At 62.3% G+C, this 21,378-nt stretch carries 18 protein-coding genes; 10 read left to right on the top strand and 8 right to left on the bottom strand.

The window, feature by feature from the left end; genetic code table 11:
* Positions 1-228 precede the first annotated feature (228 nt).
* The 3 genes from NWI_RS04850 (at position 229) to NWI_RS04840 (ending at position 4,061) form a co-directional block, all read left to right on the top strand.
* On the top strand, positions 229-2,766 hold the full coding sequence (locus tag NWI_RS04850; RefSeq protein ID WP_011314238.1) for a DUF3772 domain-containing protein: 2,538 nt from the start codon (positions 229-231) through the stop codon (positions 2,764-2,766).
* Between the two features lie 67 nt (positions 2,767-2,833).
* Positions 2,834-3,238 (top strand): winged helix-turn-helix domain-containing protein, encoded by a 405-nt coding sequence (locus tag NWI_RS04845; protein WP_011314237.1) that lies wholly within the window; start codon positions 2,834-2,836, stop codon positions 3,236-3,238.
* Between the two features lie 259 nt (positions 3,239-3,497).
* Positions 3,498-4,061 carry a DUF2478 domain-containing protein gene (locus NWI_RS04840; protein ID WP_011314236.1) on the top strand — a complete coding sequence of 188 codons (564 nt, stop codon included), beginning with the start codon at positions 3,498-3,500 and terminating at the stop codon, positions 4,059-4,061.
* A 66-nt stretch (positions 4,062-4,127) separates the two neighbouring features.
* On the opposite strand, the gene NWI_RS04835 is transcribed toward NWI_RS04840, so the two are convergent.
* Positions 4,128-5,819, bottom strand: coding sequence for an outer membrane beta-barrel protein (locus NWI_RS04835; RefSeq protein ID WP_011314235.1), 1,692 nt, complete (start codon positions 5,817-5,819; stop codon positions 4,128-4,130).
* A 292-nt stretch (positions 5,820-6,111) separates the two neighbouring features.
* Between NWI_RS04835 and NWI_RS04830 the strand changes: the two genes are divergently transcribed.
* Complete coding sequence (locus NWI_RS04830) at positions 6,112-7,125, top strand: KpsF/GutQ family sugar-phosphate isomerase (RefSeq protein ID WP_041344792.1); 1,014 nt, start codon at positions 6,112-6,114, stop codon at positions 7,123-7,125.
* 16 nt (positions 7,126-7,141) lie between these two features.
* On the opposite strand, the gene NWI_RS04825 is transcribed toward NWI_RS04830, so the two are convergent.
* From NWI_RS04825 to hemH, 3 genes are all read right to left on the bottom strand, one after another.
* On the bottom strand, positions 7,142-7,588 hold the full coding sequence (locus NWI_RS04825; RefSeq protein WP_011314233.1) for an NfeD family protein: 447 nt from the start codon (positions 7,586-7,588) through the stop codon (positions 7,142-7,144).
* A gap of 23 nt (positions 7,589-7,611) precedes the next feature.
* A complete protein-coding gene (locus NWI_RS04820; protein ID WP_011314232.1) occupies positions 7,612-8,610 on the bottom strand; it encodes an SPFH domain-containing protein in 999 nt (332 codons plus the stop codon).
* Between the two features lie 219 nt (positions 8,611-8,829).
* Complete coding sequence (hemH, locus tag NWI_RS04815; RefSeq protein ID WP_041345393.1) at positions 8,830-9,867, bottom strand: ferrochelatase; 1,038 nt, start codon at positions 9,865-9,867, stop codon at positions 8,830-8,832.
* An 87-nt stretch (positions 9,868-9,954) separates the two neighbouring features.
* Between hemH and NWI_RS04810 the strand changes: the two genes are divergently transcribed.
* Positions 9,955-10,353: an MAPEG family protein gene (locus tag NWI_RS04810; protein ID WP_011314230.1), complete on the top strand. Its 399-nt coding sequence runs from the start codon at positions 9,955-9,957 to the stop codon at positions 10,351-10,353.
* Between the two features lie 151 nt (positions 10,354-10,504).
* On the opposite strand, the gene NWI_RS04805 is transcribed toward NWI_RS04810, so the two are convergent.
* Positions 10,505-12,583 (bottom strand): M3 family metallopeptidase, encoded by a 2,079-nt coding sequence (locus tag NWI_RS04805; RefSeq protein ID WP_011314229.1) that lies wholly within the window; start codon positions 12,581-12,583, stop codon positions 10,505-10,507.
* Positions 12,584-12,767: 184 nt separating this feature from the next.
* Between NWI_RS04805 and NWI_RS04800 the strand changes: the two genes are divergently transcribed.
* The 5 genes from NWI_RS04800 (at position 12,768) to NWI_RS04780 (ending at position 18,370) form a co-directional block, all read left to right on the top strand.
* A complete protein-coding gene (locus tag NWI_RS04800; RefSeq protein WP_011314228.1) occupies positions 12,768-13,028 on the top strand; it encodes a hypothetical protein in 261 nt (86 codons plus the stop codon).
* Positions 13,029-13,701: 673 nt separating this feature from the next.
* Positions 13,702-14,844 carry a type III PLP-dependent enzyme gene (locus NWI_RS04795; RefSeq protein WP_011314227.1) on the top strand — a complete coding sequence of 381 codons (1,143 nt, stop codon included), beginning with the start codon at positions 13,702-13,704 and terminating at the stop codon, positions 14,842-14,844.
* Positions 14,845-14,978: 134 nt separating this feature from the next.
* Complete coding sequence (locus tag NWI_RS04790) at positions 14,979-15,578, top strand: GNAT family N-acetyltransferase (protein ID WP_011314226.1); 600 nt, start codon at positions 14,979-14,981, stop codon at positions 15,576-15,578.
* 348 nt (positions 15,579-15,926) lie between these two features.
* A complete protein-coding gene (gene rnk / locus NWI_RS04785; protein WP_011314225.1) occupies positions 15,927-16,382 on the top strand; it encodes a nucleoside diphosphate kinase regulator in 456 nt (151 codons plus the stop codon).
* Between the two features lie 551 nt (positions 16,383-16,933).
* Positions 16,934-18,370, top strand: a complete 1,437-nt coding sequence (locus NWI_RS04780; protein WP_011314224.1) for a homospermidine synthase — start codon at positions 16,934-16,936, stop codon at positions 18,368-18,370.
* A 360-nt stretch (positions 18,371-18,730) separates the two neighbouring features.
* Here NWI_RS04780 and NWI_RS04775 read toward each other — a convergent pair whose 3' ends face one another.
* From NWI_RS04775 to NWI_RS04760, 3 genes are all read right to left on the bottom strand, one after another.
* A complete protein-coding gene (locus NWI_RS04775; RefSeq protein WP_187148013.1) occupies positions 18,731-19,090 on the bottom strand; it encodes a hypothetical protein in 360 nt (119 codons plus the stop codon).
* 222 nt (positions 19,091-19,312) lie between these two features.
* Positions 19,313-20,326 carry a WD40 repeat domain-containing protein gene (locus tag NWI_RS04765; protein WP_011314221.1) on the bottom strand — a complete coding sequence of 338 codons (1,014 nt, stop codon included), beginning with the start codon at positions 20,324-20,326 and terminating at the stop codon, positions 19,313-19,315.
* Positions 20,326-21,378, bottom strand: coding sequence for a CobW family GTP-binding protein (locus NWI_RS04760; RefSeq protein ID WP_011314220.1), 1,053 nt, complete (start codon positions 21,376-21,378; stop codon positions 20,326-20,328). The genes NWI_RS04765 and NWI_RS04760 overlap by 1 nt, the downstream gene beginning before the upstream one ends.

The raw sequence follows: 21,378 nt of genomic DNA, 5'->3' as shown, positions 1-21,378 counted from the left end.
AGCATTGACGAGAGGCCGGATACCGGATCATTTCGCTAGAGTCAGCGGCGACTGAACCATCCTACACACAATAGGCGGATTTCTACCTATTGTACCCCGAAAATGAACTGTGCGCTTTCACGCGCATTACACGGTCGGACAGCACCGGAAAGCCGTTACGGCCCGCTCCGCCATTCCGTTCTGGAATGCTGCATCGTCAATCCTCTGCGGTTTCGATAGGCAAAGAGCATGAAGACAATCCGCGCGGCCATTTTCTTCATCATCTTTTTATCCTGGCTGCCACTGAATGCCGCTTCAGCAGCAACTGCGACGGCGCCGGCAGCCGGGAACGGCAAGCCGGCAAGCCCGGCCGCCGCACCCGCCGCGCCTCCTGCTCCCGCTGAGGATCTGCCGTCTGTCCCCGCGCCGGAGTTTCCGCGAGCACAGTCGAAACTCGATGAGTGGAAGCAGACGCTCGATCAGGTCGAGGCGATGCTGCGCGCCCGAGTGATTCACGACACCGTGCTGAACGATCTTCGGGATCGATCCGCGACCGCGCAGCGCGAAGCACGCGAACTGGTATCGAGAATCACGCCCCGCCTCGAGGCGGCCAGCGCGCGCGCCGCCGAACTAGCGCCGAGCCCCGAGGCCACCGCTCCACAGCCCGACGACGTCAAGCTCGAACGGGCCAAGCTGTTGGCCGAGATCGCCGCAAGGCAAGGCGTCATCCAGCAGGCCAAGCTCATCAACGTGCGAGCCCAGCAGACGATCGACGCGATCTCCGATCGGCGGCGCGCGGTATTCAATGAATCCGTGCTGCAGCGCTCCGCAAGCCTCGTCAATCCCACGTTCTGGCTCACGGCCGCGAACGCGGCTCCGATTGCCGCCGGCCGCCTGGTCGACCTGCTCGCCAAGTGGGGGCGCGTGCTGTCGTCACAGCCGCTTCGCGCCGCGTCCGGCTTTGTTATCGCCGCCATCGTCGTGCTCGGATTCTTCCTGTCACCGGGCAGGCGCTGGTGGTCACGATGGACGACGAGGGATCCCGAGATCGCCAATCCCAGCGCGCTGCGGAAGACGGGTTCCGCGGCCGCGATCGTCTTCACCGACACCGCGCTGACGGCCGTCGCGCTGCTGGTGCTTTACCAGGCGCTCCTGACGCTCGAGGTTCTTCCAGGCGACGTGACGCCGATCGTTCGGGCCCTGTTTCTCGGCATCACCTTCGGGTTCTTTTTTATCCGGCTGACCAGCGCGGTCCTCGCACCCGGCCGCCCATCATGGCGCCTGATCGAACTGGACAATGCCGCGGCCGACGGCCTGATCTCCTACTCGGTGCTGCTCGCCATGGTCACCGCGGTCGGCATCGTTCTCGACGCGCTCAGTCTGGCGATCGCCCCGCCAATCGAGCTTACGATCGCGAGCCAGGCGACTCTTGCGATCACGAAAGCGCTTCTCTTCATGGGCGCGCTGCGCGTTGCGGCCGCCACCGAAGCCGAGGAGGAATCCGCCGCCCCTTCCTCCGCCCAAAGATCCGCGTGGCGCCTGCTGATTCCGGTCGGCTGGGTGATGGCCATGGCCGCCGTTATCGGACCCCTCGCAGGATATGTCGCGTTAGGCCGCTTCATCACGATCGAAATGGTGGTGATGGTCGTCGCGCTCATGAGTTTCATCCTCCTGAGCCGGTTCTCGGCGGTTCTCGTCAATACGACGTTCGCCTTCAATGGCGCGATCGGCCGTTTTCTGCGGCAAACCGCTGGCCTGGGGAGCGGCGCGGTCCGCCAGATCGCCGCGGTGCTCGGCGGCCTCATCCAGCTGTCCCTGATCGGACTTACAGCCTTCTTCATCCTCACAACGTGGGGAATTCGCTCCGACGACGTCGTCACCTCGATGTCGTCGGCGTTCTTCAGCTTTCAAATCGGCAACATCACCATTTCGCCGTCCCAGATTCTCGGCGCGCTTGCGGTGCTCACCATCGGCGTCGTCGCCACGCGCGCGCTCAAGCGATGGCTGGAGGAGCGTTTCCTCCCGGAAACGAATCTCGATGTCGGCGTTCGCAGTTCGATCGGCACCGGGGCTGGCTATGCGGGGGTTATTCTAGCCACCCTGATCGCGCTGTCATATGTCGGACTTAACTTGCAGAACGTCGCTATCGTGGCCGGCGCGCTGTCGGTCGGCATCGGCTTCGGACTGCAATCCATCATCAACAACTTCGTCTCCGGCCTGATTCTGCTTGTGGAGCGACCGATCAAGGTCGGAGACCGCATCGAGGTCGGCACCCGCATGGGCGTCGTGAAGCGCATCAACGTCCGCGCCACCGAGATCGCCACCTATGATAACGTCTCGGTGATCGTGCCAAACGCGGAACTGATCAGCGGTCAGGTGGTCAACTGGATGCATGGCAGCTATTCGGCCCGTCTGTCCGTGGCGGTCAGCACCTCCAGCAATGCGGACCCGGACAAGGTTCTTGCAATCCTGCTCGACATCGTCTCGCGCCACCCGCGCGCCCTGAAGTCACCTGAACCGTTCGCAATTCTCAATAATTTCGGCCCCGACGCGCTGGAATTCTCGGTGTTCTTTCACGTCGCTCACATCGGCATCGACGCAGGCGCCGCCAACGAGGTGAGGCTCGAAATTCTCAAGCGCTTCCGTAAGGAAGGAATCGAGCTTCCGAACGCGAAGCGGGACCTGCACGTGCATAACCTCGATCGTATCGAAACCCTGGTGCGCGACCTTGCCGACAGCGAGCGTTCCGGAGCATCACGGCGGCGGATAAGATCAATAGAAAGCTGACGTTCACCGTCGAATGATGTATAGTCCGGTTTCCAGATGGCTTGGATCGTGAAACACCGAGCATGAAATGCAGGCTTCGTCCAACAGATCACTTCCCTCACTGAGTTTACGGATCGATCTCGATCCCAAGGGCCGCATCGGACCGGGTAAAATTGAGCTGCTCGAGAGCATACAGACCTGCGGCTCGATTTCGGCCGCCGGACGCGCCATGGACATGTCCTACAAGCGCGCGTGGGATCTCGTCGATGAAATAAATCGCATCTGCCGGCAGGCGGCGGTCGCGCGGCAGACCGGCGGCAAGAACGGCGGCGGCGCGGTCCTCACCCCGTTCGGAGTGTCGCTGGTCGCCCGCTATCGCAAGATCGAACGCGACGCCGCCAGCGCGGTCCACAAGGAGCTTGAGGCGCTGCGAAACGATATCCGGCACCCGAAAAAAAGCACCGAACGAGACAGGAACGCCAAGTCTCGTTGATCCGGGGCGCGATTGATCCAGAGCGATCATGTATCGGGCGGTCGACGGCGTCATGCCGGGCCGGACCCGGACCCTCGCGCCATTCCTGTCACACCACCTCGCCCGCGCAGCGCGCTGGCCTCATTCTTTTCTTCGTGATATATAATCGAATACATCGATTGGGGCCGGTGGCGGGAGAGAAGCCGAATACATGGCTTCGGGCCTCCACACCGCCGGCGGATCATGACGAGCGCGACGGCGCCCTTGAAGGAGGCGGACCATGTTCGACGCCCAATGCGACCTTGCCGCTCTGGTCTATACGGCGGGAGAAGATCCCGATAATGTCCTTTATGAGTTCGCTTCCGGTCTGAACGCGAGCGGCTACCGCGCCGTGGGCATTGTCCAGCTGGGCCGCCACTGCATCGATGCCGGCCTGTCGGCGATGCTGATGCCGACGGGCGAGCAGCTTCAGCTCCATCAACGCCTCGATCAGGAGTCGGCGGGATGCCGGCTGGATGTCGGCCAGTTGACGACCGCCGGTGAACGGATTGCAACAACACTCGACGCAGGCGCGGACATCCTGATCGTCAACCGGTTTGGCCGGCAGGAACGCAAGGGCAAAGGCTTCTCCCGCCTAATCGAGCGCGCGCTCGGCGACGACATTCCTGTCGTGATCGCGGTGCCTCATCATCATTTTGACGACCTGATCAAATTCGCCGGCGGCATGACCGTCAAATTACATTGCGATTACGAATCGCTGGATGCGTGGTGGAGCCTGGTGTCCACGCCCGCCGGCAGCCTGCGCCGCCCTGATCATTCGACGGTTTGCGAGGTGATGAAATAGGCGTCGTTGCTCAATCGCCAAAAGAAACGCCAAAAGAACGCCAAGACAAACGCCAAGGCAGATTTTTTAGCGTTGCAGCCGGACGCCGAGCATCACCACGGTCGCCGCCGAGTTTGCGCCCGGAATATTCGTACTCAGCACATCGTGGCGCACCTGCGCCTTGATCTGGAATTCCCGGTTCAGCCTGTAAATGAGATCGCCGGAGATCGAGTAGATCTGGTCGGAGCGTTCCGAGCCCCGATACTCCTGCGTCGCGTAGGTGAACCTGCCGATCCCCGTCAGCCAGCGGCGAAAATCGTGATCGATCTCGATGGTGTGGGAACGGGTCAGCACGCCGGCGACACCGGGCACAAAGGATTCATCGACGAAAGTCACCGAGGTGAATCTCGCCGTGGTCAGCGCCGACGCCGACCAGATCAGCGACCCGCTGGTGAGCAGGCCGGTCAACTGGTCGAGACGCGGGTCCGCATAGTTGCGGGCGGTATAGCCGATAGAGGCTTCACCGATCAGCAAGCGTGTCAGTTCAAAGCTGGTCCCGACCTTCGCATAGCCGCCATGGGAGTCGCGTTGAAAGCCATCGCGATCGACCCGCGTGTCGCGGTTGCGCGCGTCCGCCTCGACTTCGCCAAAGGGCTTGAAGCCGGGCAGAAGATCGTAGCTGACGCGCCCCACGGCGCCGTATTGGTTGAAGTTGCGGTCCGCATTGGACGCCGATGTGCCATCCGTCAGTAGCGAGTTCTGATACATGGTGCGGTCCGCGAATCCATGCAGCGAAACCTGCAGCCGGTTGATGTCGTGTTCGATGCCGGCCGTCCCGCCGGTTACAGCGAAGATCGGATACCTGGCGAGACCGGCCTGGACGTTCGGGCTGCCGGGGTTGTCGATGCCGATCCGCATCCGCAGTTCCGAATTGATGCGGGTATCGCGCCTGACGTCGAGACGTCCAACTGCCCTGCCGAGGAAATCAGGCCGATCCACCACCGTCGGCACCGAGATGACCGACTGAGGCGGATTATCTGCCCCCAGCGGAAAGGTTCTGTCGAAACCGGTGAACGATCCGCGCAGATCGACGAGGAGGGAGTGCCGCGTCCAATCCGACGCCGCCACGAATTCCGGCGCGACCATATAGAACGCCGATCCCTTCGGCTGATTGAATCGACCGGGATTGGTATTGTAGCCGCCCCACAACTCCACCGCGGACTTCACGAAAAAACTGCCGACATAATTGCCCGCGGCGCCGAACGGATCGTCATCGCGCTTCAGGCGGCGGCGCGCTGGCTGCCCCTCGACCCTTCCGGCCATCGCCGGAGCAATCGGCGTCGTATGGGCGGTCGATGACGGCGGGACCGATAGCGGCGGGGGCGGTGGAACGGGGACGAAGTTGCCCGGCCCCGGCGGCTGCTTCGGTTTCGGCGCGCCGGGATAAAGTTTCTTCTCCTTGCGCCGGCGATTGAGCGAATCATACCCCGTGTCGGCCGCGCCGGTCGCGGCCGGGATGTCGTAGGTGGGAGTCCTGCCGATGCGGGAGGGAGCCATGGTGGAGGATACCGACGCCACATCGCCAGCGGGCTCACCAGACCGGCGCAAGGAAGACTCCCGCGGCTGAAACAGTCCGCCCCGAAGCGGCGTGATCTGGTCGCCGCTCAGCGTCTGCGCCCCGGCAGTCGCGCATCCCGGACCGATGAAAGCGAGGCACGCCAAAACCGCGCGCCAGATCGGTACGCTCCGGCAAAAGCCCGTCGCTGGACCGGAAGACACGATCCCGAAAACTCCAAGAAAAATATACACTTGTGGTACCCGCCCGACGCGGGTGCGCCATCGTTAATGGAGTTAAAACAATTATGGTTAACGGGCCGTTGAGGACGCGGAGTTGCATCGCATCGCACAAGCAGGCGTGCTAAGCACAGCGCTCGGACGGAGCATTGCTTCGCGTCCCCAGCCTTTCAGCTTCCGACAGACAAGAAGCGAGGCTCTCGGATCTTGATTTCACGCGCTTTCTTCACGCGGACCGGTATTCACCTCGCTCGAAAACGCTATAGCTGGAACCAGCATGACCTCATTCAAATCAGGCACGGTGACATCCGCCATGATCGATCAGGCCAACATCGCGATCGAGTCCGCGTTGCGGACCTTCGAGGCGGAGGCTGGCGGCGTGTCGGCGCTTGCCGCGGCGCTCAAATCCGATCTCGGCCTCGCATTCGCGGCCGCAACGGACCTGATCCGCAACGCCAAGGGGCGGCTGATCGTCACCGGTCTCGGCAAGTCCGGCCACATCGGCCGCAAGATCGCCGCGACTTTCGCCTCGACCGGAACGCCCGCGTTCTTCGTCCACGCCGCGGAAGCCAGTCATGGCGATCTTGGCATGATCACCGCCGATGATGTCATCATGGCGCTGTCCTGGTCGGGCGAGCAGCCGGAGATGAAGAATCTCATCACCTACGCCAAACGCTTTCGCATCCCCCTGATCGCCATGACCGCCGAGCGCGACTCCACGCTGGGCAAGGCCGCCGATGTCGCGCTGGTGCAGCCCAAGGCGCGCGAAGCCTGCCCGCACAACCTCGCGCCGACCACATCCTCGCTGATGCAACTCGCGCTCGGCGATGGACTCGCGATCGCGTTGCTGGAGGGCCGCGGCTTCACTTCGGTCGACTTCAGCGTGCTGCACCCCGGAGGCAAGCTCGGCGCGCTGTTGAAATACACCCGTGACCTCATGCACAGCGGCGACGCCATCCCCTTGAAGCCGCTCGGGACGAAGATGTCGGAGGCGCTGGTCGAGATGACGTCAAAGGGATTCGGTTGCGTCGGCGTCACTGACGGCCAGGGAAATCTGGTCGGGATCGTCACCGACGGCGATCTGCGCCGTCACATGAGGCCCGATCTGATGACGGCCCGCGTCGACGATGTCATGACGCCCCATCCGAAGACGATCGGACGCGACCTTCTGGCGGGCGAAGCGCTCGAAATCCTCAACTCGTCGAAAATCACGGCGCTGATCGTGACCGAGGGGAAAAAGCCGGTCGGCATCGTGCATCTGCACGACCTGCTGCGCGCGGGCGTGGCCTGACCGGCGTTCAAGCCTGCTACGGCTCCGTGGCCACGGTGAGGCTCGCGCCGTCCGCCTTCACGACTTTCACCCGGCTCCCCGCTGGCGCATCCGGTCCCGCGACCCGCCAGATCGTGTCGTCGATCCGCACCGTGCCCGTCCCGTCCACGATCGGCCTCTCCAGCGTGAACACGCGGCCAACCAACGCTTCGGCGCGCCGGTTGAGGAACGGGCTGGCGGCGCCGCTCGACTCCCGACGCGCCATCCGACGCCATAACGGCACCGCAGCGGCCGCGAACACGGCAAACATCAGGAGTTGCGTTTGCCACGTCGGATCCACCACGAACGACAGCGCGCCGACCAGAAATGCCGCCAGTCCGAGCCAGAACAGGAAGACACCCGGCGTCAGCAGTTCAAGACCCACCAGAACGAGACCCAGGATCAGCCAGTTCCAGTTTCCCAGCGACGCCAACAGGTCGATCATAAAACCCTCCCTCGCCCGATGATCTATCCCTGCGGCGGCACCGGCGGCGGCACCTTTGAACCGGCATTCGGCACCGCTCCCCGTCGCGCGGCAGAAGCTGGCGCCGTGCTGTCGCCGAAGGTGGCTTTGGCGATCTCGCCGATGCCCGCCAGCGACGCCAGCATGCTGGTGGCCTCCATCGGCAGCATCACGACCTTCTGGTTCGGCGAGTTTGCGAGCTGCCCGAACGCCTTGATGTACTTGTCAGCAATAAAGTAGTTGAGGGACGCCACATCGCCCTTCGCGATCGCCTCGCTCACCATGCGCGTCGCCTCGGCCTCGGCTTCCGCTGACCGTTCGCGCGCCTCGGCATCACGGAAAGCGGCCTCCTTTCGGCCTTCGGCTTCGAGAATCTGCGACTGCTTCTGGCCCTCGGCCTTAAGAATGGCCGACTGGCGCTGGCCTTCGGCCTGAAGGATGTCGGCGCGTTTTTCGCGCTCGGCCTTCATCTGGCGGCCCATCGCCTGCACGAGGTCGGCAGGCGGCACGATGTCCTTGATCTCGATACGGTTGACCTTCAAACCCCACGGAGTCACCGCGGCGTCCACGACGCGAAGCAGCCGCTCGTTGATTTCGTCACGATGCGACAGCACCTGGTCGAGGTCCATCGAGCCCATGACCGAACGGATATTGGTCATTGTCAGGGTCACGATGGATTGGGTGAGGTTCGCCACCTCGTAGCTCGCCTTGGCCGCATCGAACACCTGATAGAAGGCGACGCCGTCCACCGTGACAGTCGCGTTGTCCTTGGTGATGACCTCCTGCTGGGGAATTTCGATCACCTGCTCCATCATGTTCATCTTGCGGCCGACGCGGTCGATATAGGGAATGATGAGATTGAGGCCAGGACCGAGCGTTCGCGTGTACTTGCCAAACCGTTCGATGGTCCAGTCGTGGCCTTGCGGCACGGTCTTGACGCCGGCCAGCAGCGTCAGGATCACGAGTCCCACAACAGCAATCGCAAAAATATCGAACCCGGTCATAAAACTCTCCCTGCGAGGCGCCATCCCTTCAGGAACGCCATGCGCTCGCCGCCATCCGCATAATGCAAGATTGTGAACTGCCGGTTAGTCGCCACCGGAACATGTAAGGTTCGATCGACCGAAAGCAAAACGCGCAGAGAATCTGGCAAAAACCTGGAGCTTTCGCTTCTGATTCAACAAAAAGCGCGAATGCTCTAGAATAGCTAAAAGGAAGTCCGCCTAAATCCAGCCCTGAAGCTCGCGCAGCACCAGCTTTCGGATCACGTCCATGCCGGGATCGCTATCGTTCAGGCATGGTATCGCGGTGAACTCCTCGCCCCCGTTCTGGCGGAAGATATGCGCGTTTTCCTGCGCGATTTCCTCCAGCGTCTCCAAGCAATCGGCGGAGAATCCGGGGGTGACGACAGCGAGACGCTTCACGCCGTCCTTCGCGAGTTTCTCGACGGTCTTGTCGGTGTAGGGCTGCAACCACTCATCGAAGCCGAAGCGCGACTGGAACGTCAGCATCAGCTTCGACGCATCAAGCCCCATCCGCTTGCGCAACGCCTCGGTGGTCGCGACGCAATGCCCCTGATACGGATCGCCCTTGGCGACATAGGCCTGCGGCATGCCGTGGAACGACGCCATGATGATCTCGGGCGTGAACGACAGCGAGGCGAGATGAGTCTCGATCGAAACCGCCAGCGCATCGATATAATCGGGATCGTCGTAGTAGGGCGGCGTCACCCGCAACGTCGGCTGCGCACGCATCTCGCTGAGAATGCGAAATGCCTCGTCACATACCGTGGCGGATGTCGTCGCAGAGTATTGCGGATAGAGCGGCACCACCAGCAGCCTGTCGCAGCCCTGAGCCGCCATCGCCGCGATACGCGATTGCATCGACGGATTGCCATAGCGCATCGCCCAATCGACGACGACATGGTCGTGACCTTCAAGCGCGGCGGTAAGCTTGTCCGACTGCGAGCGGGTGATCGTCTTGAGCGGTGACTCGTCGAGCTCGGTATTCCAGATCTTCAGGTAATCGAGCGCCTTGCGGCGCGGACGGGTGTTCAGGATGATGCCGTTCAGCACCAGCTTCCAGCCCAGGCTCTGCTTCTCGATGACGCGCGGATCCGACAGAAACTCCTTCAGATACACCCGCACGCCGCGAGCATCGGCCGTATCCGGGGTGCCAAGATTGACGAGCAGAACGCCGACGCGCTCGCGCGGCGCGCACGCCGCGGTTCCAGCCTTGTCGATAGGAATGGCGACAGTCATGTCCATCTGGCTTCGCGCGCCGGTCCGTTCTTGTCAAGCCCGTGCATCTGCCGATAGGTTTGCGAACCGGGGGCTGAGGGAGTTGCGATGACGATCGCTGAATGGTGTGTCTTCGGTGCGGTTATTCTGTACCTGCTGACGATCGTGCCGTTCAAGGCGCTGAGGTTACCACGCTTCGACAACGCCCGACCGCGCGATCCCGAATTCTACGGCGACCCGCTGCGTGCCCGCGCGCTCGGAGCGCATCTGAACGGCATCGAAGCCTTTCCTTTTTTTGCCGCCGCCGTTCTGCTCGCGGAGTTTCGTGACGCGCCCCAGCGTCTGATCGACGAACTGGCCATCCTTTACCTGATCGTCCGCGCCGCCTATGTCGTGACCTATATCGGCGACCGTCCGACGCTGAGGTCGATCCTCTGGGGCGTCGGCTTCGCCATCAACACCACGATCTTCTTCCTGCCCGCGATCCGGCACTGGCTGCCTTCCTGACACGCGAGGAGAAAGGGAGCCGTCAACTCCTCTACGCCGCCTACGGCGTTTCTAGAGCCTTTTCGCTTCTGATGGAATCAGAAGCGAGGCTCTATGATCTTGTTCTGACGCGTTTCTTCACGCGAACCGGTTTCCACTTCGCTCGAAAACGCTATAGCAATCCACGTCGCCGCAACAGCGCCTCCGGCTTCGGCCCGCGGCCGCGGAAGGCGATGTAGGCTTCTTCCGGATCGCGCGATCCGCCCGACGAGTAAATATCATCGTGCAGCCGCCTTGCGGTCTCCGGATCGAAAATATCGCCGGTCTCCTCGAAAGCCCCGAACGCATCGGCGTCCATCACCTCCGACCACATGTAGCTGTAATAGCCGGCCGCATAGTGATCGCCGGAGAAGATGTGGCCGAACTGAGTCGGCCGGTGCCGCATCGCGATTTCCGCCGGCATCCCGATCTTTCCCATGGTGGCGCGTTCGAAAGCCCTGACATCGCGGATCGCCGCGGCGGGTTGGCTGTGAAATTCCAGATCCATCAGCGCCGAAGCGACGAATTCGACGGTGGCGAAACCCTGGTTGAACTGTCGCGCCGCAAGGAAACGCTCCAGCAGATCGTCCGGCGGCGGTTCTCCGGTCTGGTAGTGCCTTGCGAACTGTCGCAGCACCTGCGGCTGTTCCTGCCAGTGCTCGTAGAGTTGCGAGGGCAGTTCGACGAAATCGGTAAACACGCTGGTCCCCGACAACGAAGGATAGGTGACGTTCGACAGCATGCCGTGCAGACCATGTCCGAACTCATGGAACAGCGTGCGCGCATCGTCCGGAGACAGCAGCGCGGGCTGGCCGTCCGCGCCTTTGGCGAAATTGCAGACGTTCACGACCAGCGGCGCGATCTCACCGTCGAGCGTCTGCTGGTCGCGCAGCGAGGTCATCCATGCGCCGGACCGTTTCGATGCGCGGGCGAAGTAGTCGCCGTAGAACAGCGCCCGATGCGCGCCGGCCTCATCCTTCACCTCAAAGACGCGGACGTCCGGATGCCAGACCGGGATGTCCTTGCGCTCGGAGAAGGTGAGTCCGAACAGCCGGTGCGCGCAGTCGAAGGCCGCGGCGATCATCCCCTCCAGCGTCAGATACGGCTTGATCGCCGCGTCGTCGAAATCGGCACGGATCTGCCGCAGTTTTTCGGCGTAGTAGCGCCAGTCCCAGGGCGCGAGGGTGAAGTTGCCGCCCTCCTCCGCGATCAGCCCCTGCAAGGCATCGCGATCGGCGAGCGCCCGCGCGCGGGCCGGCGTCCACACCCGCTCCAGCAGGCCGCGCGCGGCTTCCGGCGTCTTGGCCATCGAGTCTTCCAGACGATAGGCGGCGAAAGCGGGATAGCCCAGAAGCCGTGCAGCCTCCTCGCGAAGCGCGAGGATCTCCACGATGGCCGCGTTGTTGTCGTTGGCGTTGCCGTTGTCGCCGCGGGCGGTGAACGCCTTGTAAACCTTCTCGCGCAGATCGCGGCGGCGCGAGCTCTTGAGAAAGGTCTCCACTGATGAGCGCGAGGTGGTCACGATGGCCTTGCCGGGCAGCGCGCGCTCCTCCGCCGCGGCGCGCGCCGCGGCAACGAAGCTGTCCGGCAGGCCGTCCATGTCGTCCTCGCCGAGTTCGAGGAACCACTCCTGCTCGTCGCCGAGGAGATGATGGCCGAAGGTGGTGCCGAGATCGGCCAACCGTTCGTTGATCGTGGCCATCCGCGCCTTCGCGGTCTCGTCGAGACCCGCGCCGGCCCGGTGGAAGCGCGTGTAGGTGCGTTCCAGCAGCCGGGACTGTTCGGCGGTCAGTCCGAGCGTTGCGCGATTCTCGTGGAGCTGCGCGACGCGGCCGAACAACACCGCGTTCATCAGGATCGGATTCCAGTGCCGCGCCATGCGCGAGGAGACATCCTTGTCGATCTCGAGCAGCGCCGGATTGGAGTGCGCCGACACCAGATTGTAAAACACGGCCGAGACCTTCGCGAGCAGCCTGCCGCAGCGTTCCAGCGCGGTGATGGTGTTGGCGAAGTCCGGCGCCGACGGATCATGGGCGATGGCGGCGATCTCGGCGGCATGATCGATGAACGCTCGCTCAAAGGCGGGCAGGAAGTGGTCAGGCGCGATCTCCCCGAACGGCGGGGCCTGGAAAGGCGTCCGCCACGGCATCAGCAGCGGGTTGTCCGTACCGGAGCCGGAAACGACAGGCGACGATTGAGACGTGTCTGACATAATATTTTTGCTTTCGCCCGCTGCTGCACATTTTTGCCGCGATCCAGCGGCACTGGAACTTATAACACGCGACAGAACCCTTTGGTGCCTTTGACGCTTGCCGCGACCGGCATTTTCAGAGAGATTGCCGCCCTCAACCGGATACTTGGACGAACGAATACTTGGACGAACGGAATCCCTGGACATGAGTTCTCAACCTGCCTCTTCCGCCTCGCGCAAGATCGCCTGGCCCAGCGTCATCACCGTCATTTCGGCGGCGATCCTGATTGGCGCGGAAGTCTTCGGCGCGGCGTTCGCCGGCGGCTGGGCGCTCGCGATCCTGTTCGGACTGAGCGAAATGGAAAGTCACATCCTGCAAGCGGTGCTGTTCGTCATAGGCGTGTTCGTCATGATCAATTTCATACGCGCCGCTCAGCGCATTGAACCCTTCATACGGCGCGCCTGAGACAAACCGCTGCGGCGCAGGGCTAACCTGCATTCTTCGTGCGCGCGTCACCGGCCGTTTCATTAAAACAATTTTAAACTCTCGTTCATCATCGGCGCGCGATTGCGACATATCGACAACGGCGTGGAGAAACCGCGCCTCGCTCGAAGAAAGTTGTTGCGAAGCCGGGCCAAAAGACTTATCTCCGCTACTGCCCAATTTCGCACGTGCCTGTGGTCGTGTGTCAGTCGGTAGGTATCCGGACAAGAGGCCGGACAGCCGCCAAGGGTGAAGCAGCCGAGGGTCGCTCAGATCGATCGAGACTCAAATCGATTGAAGATGAGAGGCCAGCATCTCTCTCCAGGGATGCCAATGAAGGCGCTTTACTTCTTGCAACCGTGACTGGCAGCCGGAGGCGAACCGGCGCACCCCGCTCTCAACGGGGGACGCGACTTAAAGCAACGACGGATCGGGCTTTTTTGGTCTCTACCGGCCTTCCACCGCCGGCGCGGGCTACTGAAAAGGCTTGTCCTTCATTGCCAGGTGTGCGGGCGGGATTCATCCCAACCAATCCACGGCAGCACAGTTGATCTGAACGCAAGGCGTCGTCGCGTCTCCATCGTGCGACGGCTCCGGAACGTTCAGTCCGACGTCATTTTGAGCGAGTCCGTCGCTGGACCGTTTGGAGGGTGCTATGACCGAACGCATTCGGGAATTCCTGCGCGACCGCCGCAACAAAGGCAACGACACCGAGCCCTGCCTCGTGGTCGATCTCGACATCGTGCGCGACAACTATCAGGCCTTCGCGAAGGCGTTGCCGGACTCGCGCGTGTTCTACGCCGTGAAGGCGAACCCCGCGCCCGAGGTGCTGAGCCTGCTTGCCTCGCTCGGTTCGTGCTTCGACACCGCGACCGTCGCCGAGATTGAAATGGCGCTTGCCGCCGGCGCGACGCCGGACCGCATCTCCTTCGGCAACACCATCAAGAAGGAGCGCGATATCGCGCGCGCCTACGCGCTCGGCATTCGCCTGTTCGCCGTGGACTGCCATGCGGAAGTCGAGAAGATCGCCCGCGCCGCGCCGGGAGCGAAGGTGTTCTGCCGCATCCTCTACGACTGCGCGGGCGCCGAGTGGCCGCTGTCGCGCAAGTTCGGCTGCGACCCGGAAATGGCGGTCGAGGTGCTCGACCTCGCCAAGCGCCTCAGCCTCGAGCCGATCGGCATTTCGTTCCATGTCGGTTCGCAGCAGCGCAAGGTGAAAGCCTGGGATCGTGCCCTGGCGATGGTCTCGCAAGTGTTCCGCGACTGCGCCGAACGTGGAATCAACCTGACCATGGTCAACATGGGCGGGGGTTTTCCGACGAGGTACCTGAAGGACGTTCCGCCGGTCGTGCAGTACGGCCGGTCGATCTTCCGCGCGCTGCGCAAGCACTTCGGCAATCAGATCCCGGAGACCATCATCGAGCCGGGCCGCGGCATGGTCGGCAACGCCGGCGTGATCGAGGCGGAAGTCGTTCTGATCTCCAGGAAGAGCGACAACGAAGAGAGCCGCTGGGTCTATCTCGACATCGGCAAGTTCGGCGGCCTCGCGGAGACCATGGACGAGTCCATCCGCTACGCGATCAGGACGCCACACGACGGCGCCGAGATGACGCCCTGCGTGCTGGCCGGCCCGACCTGCGACTCGGCCGACGTGCTCTACGAGAAGCAGCCGTATCCGCTGCCGGTCACGCTCGAGATCGGCGACAAGCTGCTGATCGAGGGCACCGGCGCTTATACGTCAACCTACTCGTCGGTGGCCTTCAACGGCTTTCCGCCGTTGAGGACGTATCACATCTGACGCAAGCTCTTCCTCCCCGTTCGCGGTGAGCTGGAAGAGAGCCGGAAGCCGGTTCGCCGGCTTCCTCCCTGTCACAATCCTGGCTGATGACACGCCGTGCGACTGATCGAGTTGCCGGAGGGGGATGATGCGCCATGAATGCTGTTCTCGAAACAATCGACACCCGCTGCGGGATTTCTCCCTTCGCGATCCGCGCCGAACGTGCTTCCGATGTCGCCGCGCGCGAAGCGTTGCTCGATGCAAGCTTCGGCACCGGCCGCTTTGCGCGGACCTGCCAGCGGCTGCGTGACGGACGGAAACCGGCCGAAGGCCTGGCGTTGGCCGCGGTTGCCGAACGCAAGCTGATCGGAACCGTGCGGCTTTGGCACGTCAGCGCCGGGGGCGTGCCTGCGCTGGCGCTCGGCCCTCTCGCGGTCGCAGCGTCCCAGCGCAAGCTCGGGGTCGGCGCCGCATTGATGAAGCGCGCGCTCCAACTTGCGCAGGCGCGCGGCCATGGCGCGGTCATCCTGCTCGGCGACGCGCCTTACTACGCGCGCTTCGGCTTCTCGGCGGTGAGAAGCGCCAACCTTCTCCTGCCCGGCCCGTTCGAACGCGACCGGCTGCTGGCGGTCGAGTTACGCGAGGCTGCGCTTGAAGGCACCTCTGGCCTGATCGTACCGACGGGCGCTCGGGTATCGAGAGCACGGCGGCATCACGGCCAGGAAGTTGCGCGGCCGATGCCGCGCGCGGCTTGAACAGCGGCGGCAGAGGAAATTTGTCTTGAGAGCGGACGCGGCAGGCAGGGGAAGCTGTTCCAGATGCTGGAGCATTGACTTCCGCGCGGGTCATCCTACCTTCAGATGATGATGTCGAATGCTCGCAATAGCCGTTTGTTGCTGCGCGCCGGTCACCTCAAAGCAGGATGGTGACCCGGACGGACGCGCGTCCGTACCGTCCGGGGTTTATCAAATTCGATCTCACTTCCAACTGACCATTGTTTCTTTGGCACATCGCGCGACGCCTTGTCATCGCGGGTTGTGCCGCCCTCGCCGGTGATCGCTCAACGAGCGATCGCTCGCCAGGGCTAACCCGCGGTGAAAGACATGCTCGATAATCTGAAGAAGACACACCTCCCGGCCATCGCCATCAGCGCGCACGATATCGACCGCTTGCGGCACCTTGCCGAGGCTGCGATAGAAAAATATCCGGCGACGGCCGAATTTCTCGCTCGTGAAATTGACCGCGCCGAGATCATTCCCGCCGATGGTTCCCTCCTTGACGATACCAGGGACCAGCGGTGGAAAGTCAATCTCGTGACGATGCAGTCCGAGGTGACGTTCATAGACGACGTCAGCGGCCAGAAGCGGAGGGTCACTCTGGTTTATCCGGAGGACGCCGATGTCGATGCTGGCAAGATCTCGATTCTCTCTCCCATCGGCGCGGCCCTTATCGGCCTGTCCGCGGGGCAGAGCATCGAGTTTCAAACTCCCTCCGGCGGATGGCGCTCGCTGACCGTGATCGCTGTCTGGTCGTACTGGCCGAGGCCGGAGCGCAAGTAGCAGCCAGAGCCTTTCCGCTTCTGATTGAATCAGAAGCGGGGCTCTACGATATTGTTCTGACGCGTTTTCTTCACGCGAACCGGTCGTCCTCGGGTCAAGCCCGAGGACATGCTTCGCTCGAAAACGCTCGATGCGCCTGTCTCCGCACCGTGGATACAGGCGCGCTGCGTTATGAAAATCAGGCGATCAATGCTCACCCCATCATCGGTTTGAAACAGGCAATACCTGCGTGATCGAAACACACCTTAAGTTGCGGTATCGATCTGGAATCGGCCCTGCCACGCTGCAAACCAAAACATCCACCGGCCTCGCTTGCGCGCACGCGCCTGATCATGTCGTATGACGGGAGAGTGAAGCGCGACAGCGCATCATAGCACTTTCACGCAAAGCGAACCCCGGTTCGCATCAAGAAAACCCGCCGATACAAGAGCGTCACTTCTTATCCTTTCAAAACAAGCGCTGCAGATCTTGATTTCATCGGCGTTTTATCGTTCTGGGGTAGTCAGCGGTTGCTTGTCCGAGCTGTAATTCCCCGACAACTTTGGAGATATATGATGTCGTCGAATGCTTCATCCGTGCACGCACGCATCACCGGGCCGATCGTCATGATCGGATTCGGTTCGATCGGAAAAGGCGCCCTTCCGCTGATCGAGAAGCATTTCGAGTTCGATATAGCGCGCTTTGTCATCATCGATCCTCATGCGGATGACACGCTGGCAAAAAAACACGGCGTCAAATTCATCAGGCAAGCCATCACCCGCGACAACTATCGTGACGTCCTCGTTCCGCTGCTGACGGAAGGCGGCGGCCGGGGCTTCTGCGTCAACCTCTCGGTCGACACCGGTTCGGTCGATCTCATGACCATGTGCCGCGAGATCGGATCCCTCTACATCGACACCGTGGTCGAGCCGTGGCTCGGGTTTTATTTCGACAAGAGCGCCGGCCCCGAAAAGCGTTCCAATTACGCGCTGCGCGAAACGTTGCTCGCAGCCAAGCGGAAGAGCGAAGGCGGCACCACCGCGGTTTCAACCTGCGGCGCCAACCCCGGCATGGTCTCCTGGTTCGTGAAGCAGGCGCTGCTCGACATCGCGCGCGATACCGGCACCGAGTTCAACGAACCGAAGAGCCGCGAGGGCTGGGCTCAGCTCGCGCACAAGCTCGGCGTCAAGGGCATCCACATCGCCGAGCGCGACACCCAGCGCGCCAGGACGCCGAAGCCGATGAACGTGTTCGTCAACACCTGGTCGGTGGAAGGATTCGTTTCGGAAGGCCTGCAACCTTCCGAACTCGGCTGGGGCACCCATGAAAAGTGGATGCCGGAAAACGGCCGCAAGCACGACACCGGATGTCAGGCCGCGATCTATCTGCTGCAACCAGGAGCCAATACCCGCGTGCGCACATGGTGTCCGACGCCGGGAGCGCAGTACGGCTTTCTGGTCACCCACAACGAAGCGATCTCGATCGCCGACTACCTCACCGTTCGCGACGGCCAGAGCGTGATCTATCGTCCGACCTGCCACTACGCCTATCATCCCGCCAACGACGCCGTGCTGTCGCTGCACGAGATGTTCGGCGCGGAAGGCAAGGCGCAGCCGAAGTTTCACATTCTGGAGGAAACCGAAATCGTCGACGGCATCGACGAGCTCGGCGTGCTGATCTACGGCCACGGCAAGAACGCCTACTGGTACGGCTCGCAGCTTTCGATCGAGGAAACCCGCCGCGTTGCGCCATATCAGAACGCCACCGGCCTGCAGGTGTCATCAGCGGTGCTGGCCGGCATGGTCTGGGCGCTGGAAAATCCGGAAGCCGGCATCGTCGAGGCCGACGAAATGGACTTCCGCCGCTGTCTGGAAATCCAGCGTCCCTATCTCGGTCCTGTGAAAGGCTATTACACCGACTGGACACCGCTGACCGATCGTCCCGGACTCTTTCCGGAGGACATCGACACATCCGATCCGTGGCAGTTCAGGAACGTTCTGGTTCGATGATCCGAGAGAGACGCGGAGATCCGACTCCCATATTCTTAGGGAAAGTCCGCGCCGCGCTTGTCCTCATTCCGCTCAACATCCCTTTCCGCTTCTGACACGATCAGACGCGGAAAGTATTCTACAGCATTTTCGAGCGAAGCATGTCCGCGGGCTTGACCCGAGAATGACCTGTTCGCTGGAAGAAAACGCGTCAGGAAAAGATCATGGAGCCTCGCCTCTAAATTCCATTAGAAGCGAGGCTCTAGAGCATGGTCCGATCAAGCTGAACCGGACCATGCTCTGGAAATGGTTGTCTGGTCGCATTTTCTTGCGGCGAACCGGTATCCACTTAGCCGGAAAATGCTCTAATGGCCCTTGATCCTAATGGCCCTTGATCGGTGGAGCGACCTTCTCCGGCGGCGCGGGCGGCAGCGCCGGTTCAGGATTTGCGCGCCTCGCGTCATCAGCATCGGGCCGTGCGGGTTCCGGCGCGGGTGTGGTCGGGCGGGTGCCCCCCGGCTTGGATTCGGCCGGTCCATCCTGTTTGCCGGAGGGGACAGGCGAGGTATGCGGCTGCGTCGCCTGCGCGATCACCATCGAATCCTGTGCGAACGACAGCGAGAGAAACGACAGCGAGAGACCGGAGATGATCATAGCGGTCGCGACAATCAGCGCGGCCGACAGGCCCGTTCTTGCTTTATTGTTGTCCCTGGTATCGCCGCTGCGTTTGTTGGCCGCCATAAGTCCCTCCGTCAATCTTCAAGAGATCAACAGCTCGAAGCCGGCAAAGTTCCTTCTCAAGCCCTTCAGGAGCAGCACTCCGGATTTTCGAGGAAAGCTTTCGAGCAAAAGCATATCCTCGGTCGTGACCGACGATGGATCAGTTCGCCGGAAGATGCCGCGTCAGGTCAAATCGAGATCAAGGAACCTCGCTTCTGATTCCATCAGAAGCGGAGACCCTATCTAAAGATCGACCAGCCCCGCGTCTCCGTTCTGCAGGGCGAACGCCAGCATCGAGCCATTCGCATTCCACGCCAGCGCGGCGACAGACGCCTCGCCCTCACGGCGAACCACAACCTTGGCGCCGTTGGTGAGCCGCACCATCAAGATGGTGCCGTTCTCGTATCCGGCCGCAAGGAAATCCTGAGTCGGATGGCAAGCGACCGCGGTGACGCGGGCTTGCAAGGGCGCCAGCATCGCCGGCTCCTTGTCCATCGGACCGTCCTTGCTGGCGAACGGCCACACCACGACCCGGTCCGCGCCGGAAGTCGCCAGCAGTTTGCCACCCATGCCCCAGGATAGCGACTTCACCCGGCTGGGATAGCCGGTCATTTGCATATGTTGGACGTCAACCAGCCGCCAGCCGTGCAGCGCCGGCTCATGCATGGAGGTGATGAGGAACCTGCCGTCGGGACTGAACGTGACGCCGAGATGCGAGCCGGCCCATTCCAGCCGCTCCGGCGCAGCCTTCATGTTCGGAAACCACAGCGACACGCCGTTGTAGTGCGCCAGCGCGAGCCGCATGCCCTTCGGCGCGAACGCGAGTCCGCCGACGCTCGACGGAGCGTCGATCGACTTTTCCTCACCTTTGATCCCGCGCACATATGCGGTCTTGCCGGCGGACCATGCGAGCGTGCCATCGGGATGGACCGCGATATTGTCGATCCAGCGGCGTTTCGCGTCGGTCACAAGAACCGAACTCTCGCCCTTCATGTCGAGCGCGACGACCTTGCCGTCGTCGCCGCCGGTGACGATCCGCTTGCCGTCGGATACCGCCGACAGGATCGCGCCGCCATGGACGGTCACCGCGGCCTTCTCGCCATCGCCGGAAACCAGCGTGACGGTTTCCTCGTCGCCGACGAATGCGGCGCGATCGCCGATGAAGTGAAGAGCTGCCACCGGCGAGCCGATGGTGACGGGACGCACGCGCTCGCCGATCGAGGCCATGGCGTGCTGCTTCGGAGCGGTGTCTTTCATCACGCGGCGATGCAGTTCTGGAAGCCTTCGCGGATCAAGGCTTCCGGCAATTCGCGGCCAATGAAGACGAGACGGCTTTCCCGCTTCTCGTCAGGCTTCCATGCACGCTGGCGGCTGCCCTCCAGCATCATATGAACGCCCTGAAACACGTAGCGATCGTCATCGCCGCTGAACGCCATGAGTCCCTTCGAGCGCAGAATCTTCTGTCCCTCCGCCGCCAGAAGCTCCTGCAGCCACGGCATGAACTTTTCCTGATCGAGCGGCTTGTCCGAACGCAGCGACAGCGACTGCATCTCCTCATCGTGATAGTGCTTCGGGCCGTGGCCATGATCATGGTCGTGATGATCGTGACCGTGATGATCGTGGTGGTCATGATCGTGGCCGTCATTCTCGAGGAAATCCGGCTCGATCTCGAGGATGCGGTCGAGATCGAACGCGCCGCGTTCCAGAACATCCGAGAGCGCCACCTGGCAGCGCTCGGTGCGGTGCAGTTTCGCGTAGGGATTGATGCCGCGAATCCGCGCTTCCACCTCGGCCAGTTCGGGCTGCGACACCAGATCGGTCTTGTTCAGGACGATGACGTCGGCGAAGGCGATCTGGTTCTTCGCCTCGGGCGCATCCTTCAGCCGCTCGCTCAGCCACTTGGCGTCGGCCACCGTCACCACCGCATCGAGGCGCGCATTGTTCTGCACATCCTCGTCGACGAAGAACGTCTGCGCCACCGGGGCCGGATCGGCTAGGCCCGTGGTCTCCACGATGATGGCGTCGAACTTGCCCTTGCGCTTCATCAGTCCTTCGAGAATACGCACCAGGTCGCCGCGCACTGTGCAGCACACGCAGCCGTTGTTCATTTCGAACACTTCCTCGTCGGCGCCGATGATCAGGTCGTTGTCGATGCCGACCTCGCCGAATTCGTTGACGATCACGGCATACTTCTTGCCGTGATTTTCCGACAGGATGCGGTTCAAAAGCGTGGTCTTGCCGGCGCCGAGATAGCCTGTCAGCACGGTTACGGGGATTTTCGTCGAGGCGGAGGCGTTTACATCAGACAT

Source organism: Nitrobacter winogradskyi Nb-255 (assembly GCF_000012725.1).
GTDB lineage: Bacteria > Pseudomonadota > Alphaproteobacteria > Rhizobiales > Xanthobacteraceae > Nitrobacter > Nitrobacter winogradskyi.
This window is presented reverse-complemented; position numbering and strand designations above follow the sequence as displayed.

Bases quoted from the DNA above. Each gene is read 5' to 3' on its own strand.
- NWI_RS04850 (WP_011314238.1), top strand. From the start codon at position 229: ATGAAGACAATCCGCGCGGCCATTTTCTTCATCATCTTTTTATCCTGG.
- NWI_RS04845 (WP_011314237.1), top strand. From the start codon at position 2,834: ATGCAGGCTTCGTCCAACAGATCACTTCCCTCACTGAGTTTACGGATC.
- NWI_RS04840 (WP_011314236.1), top strand. From the start codon at position 3,498: ATGTTCGACGCCCAATGCGACCTTGCCGCTCTGGTCTATACGGCGGGA.
- NWI_RS04830 (WP_041344792.1), top strand. From the start codon at position 6,112: ATGACCTCATTCAAATCAGGCACGGTGACATCCGCCATGATCGATCAG.
- NWI_RS04825 (WP_011314233.1), bottom strand. From the start codon at position 7,588: ATGATCGACCTGTTGGCGTCGCTGGGAAACTGGAACTGGCTGATCCTG.
- NWI_RS04820 (WP_011314232.1), bottom strand. From the start codon at position 8,610: ATGACCGGGTTCGATATTTTTGCGATTGCTGTTGTGGGACTCGTGATC.
- hemH (WP_041345393.1), bottom strand. From the start codon at position 9,867: ATGACTGTCGCCATTCCTATCGACAAGGCTGGAACCGCGGCGTGCGCG.
- NWI_RS04810 (WP_011314230.1), top strand. From the start codon at position 9,955: ATGACGATCGCTGAATGGTGTGTCTTCGGTGCGGTTATTCTGTACCTG.
- NWI_RS04805 (WP_011314229.1), bottom strand. From the start codon at position 12,583: ATGTCAGACACGTCTCAATCGTCGCCTGTCGTTTCCGGCTCCGGTACG.
- NWI_RS04800 (WP_011314228.1), top strand. From the start codon at position 12,768: ATGAGTTCTCAACCTGCCTCTTCCGCCTCGCGCAAGATCGCCTGGCCC.
- NWI_RS04795 (WP_011314227.1), top strand. From the start codon at position 13,702: ATGACCGAACGCATTCGGGAATTCCTGCGCGACCGCCGCAACAAAGGC.
- NWI_RS04790 (WP_011314226.1), top strand. From the start codon at position 14,979: ATGAATGCTGTTCTCGAAACAATCGACACCCGCTGCGGGATTTCTCCC.
- rnk (WP_011314225.1), top strand. From the start codon at position 15,927: ATGCTCGATAATCTGAAGAAGACACACCTCCCGGCCATCGCCATCAGC.
- NWI_RS04780 (WP_011314224.1), top strand. From the start codon at position 16,934: ATGATGTCGTCGAATGCTTCATCCGTGCACGCACGCATCACCGGGCCG.
- NWI_RS04775 (WP_187148013.1), bottom strand. From the start codon at position 19,090: ATGGCGGCCAACAAACGCAGCGGCGATACCAGGGACAACAATAAAGCA.
- NWI_RS04765 (WP_011314221.1), bottom strand. From the start codon at position 20,326: ATGAAAGACACCGCTCCGAAGCAGCACGCCATGGCCTCGATCGGCGAG.
- NWI_RS04760 (WP_011314220.1), bottom strand. From the start codon at position 21,378: ATGTCTGATGTAAACGCCTCCGCCTCGACGAAAATCCCCGTAACCGTG.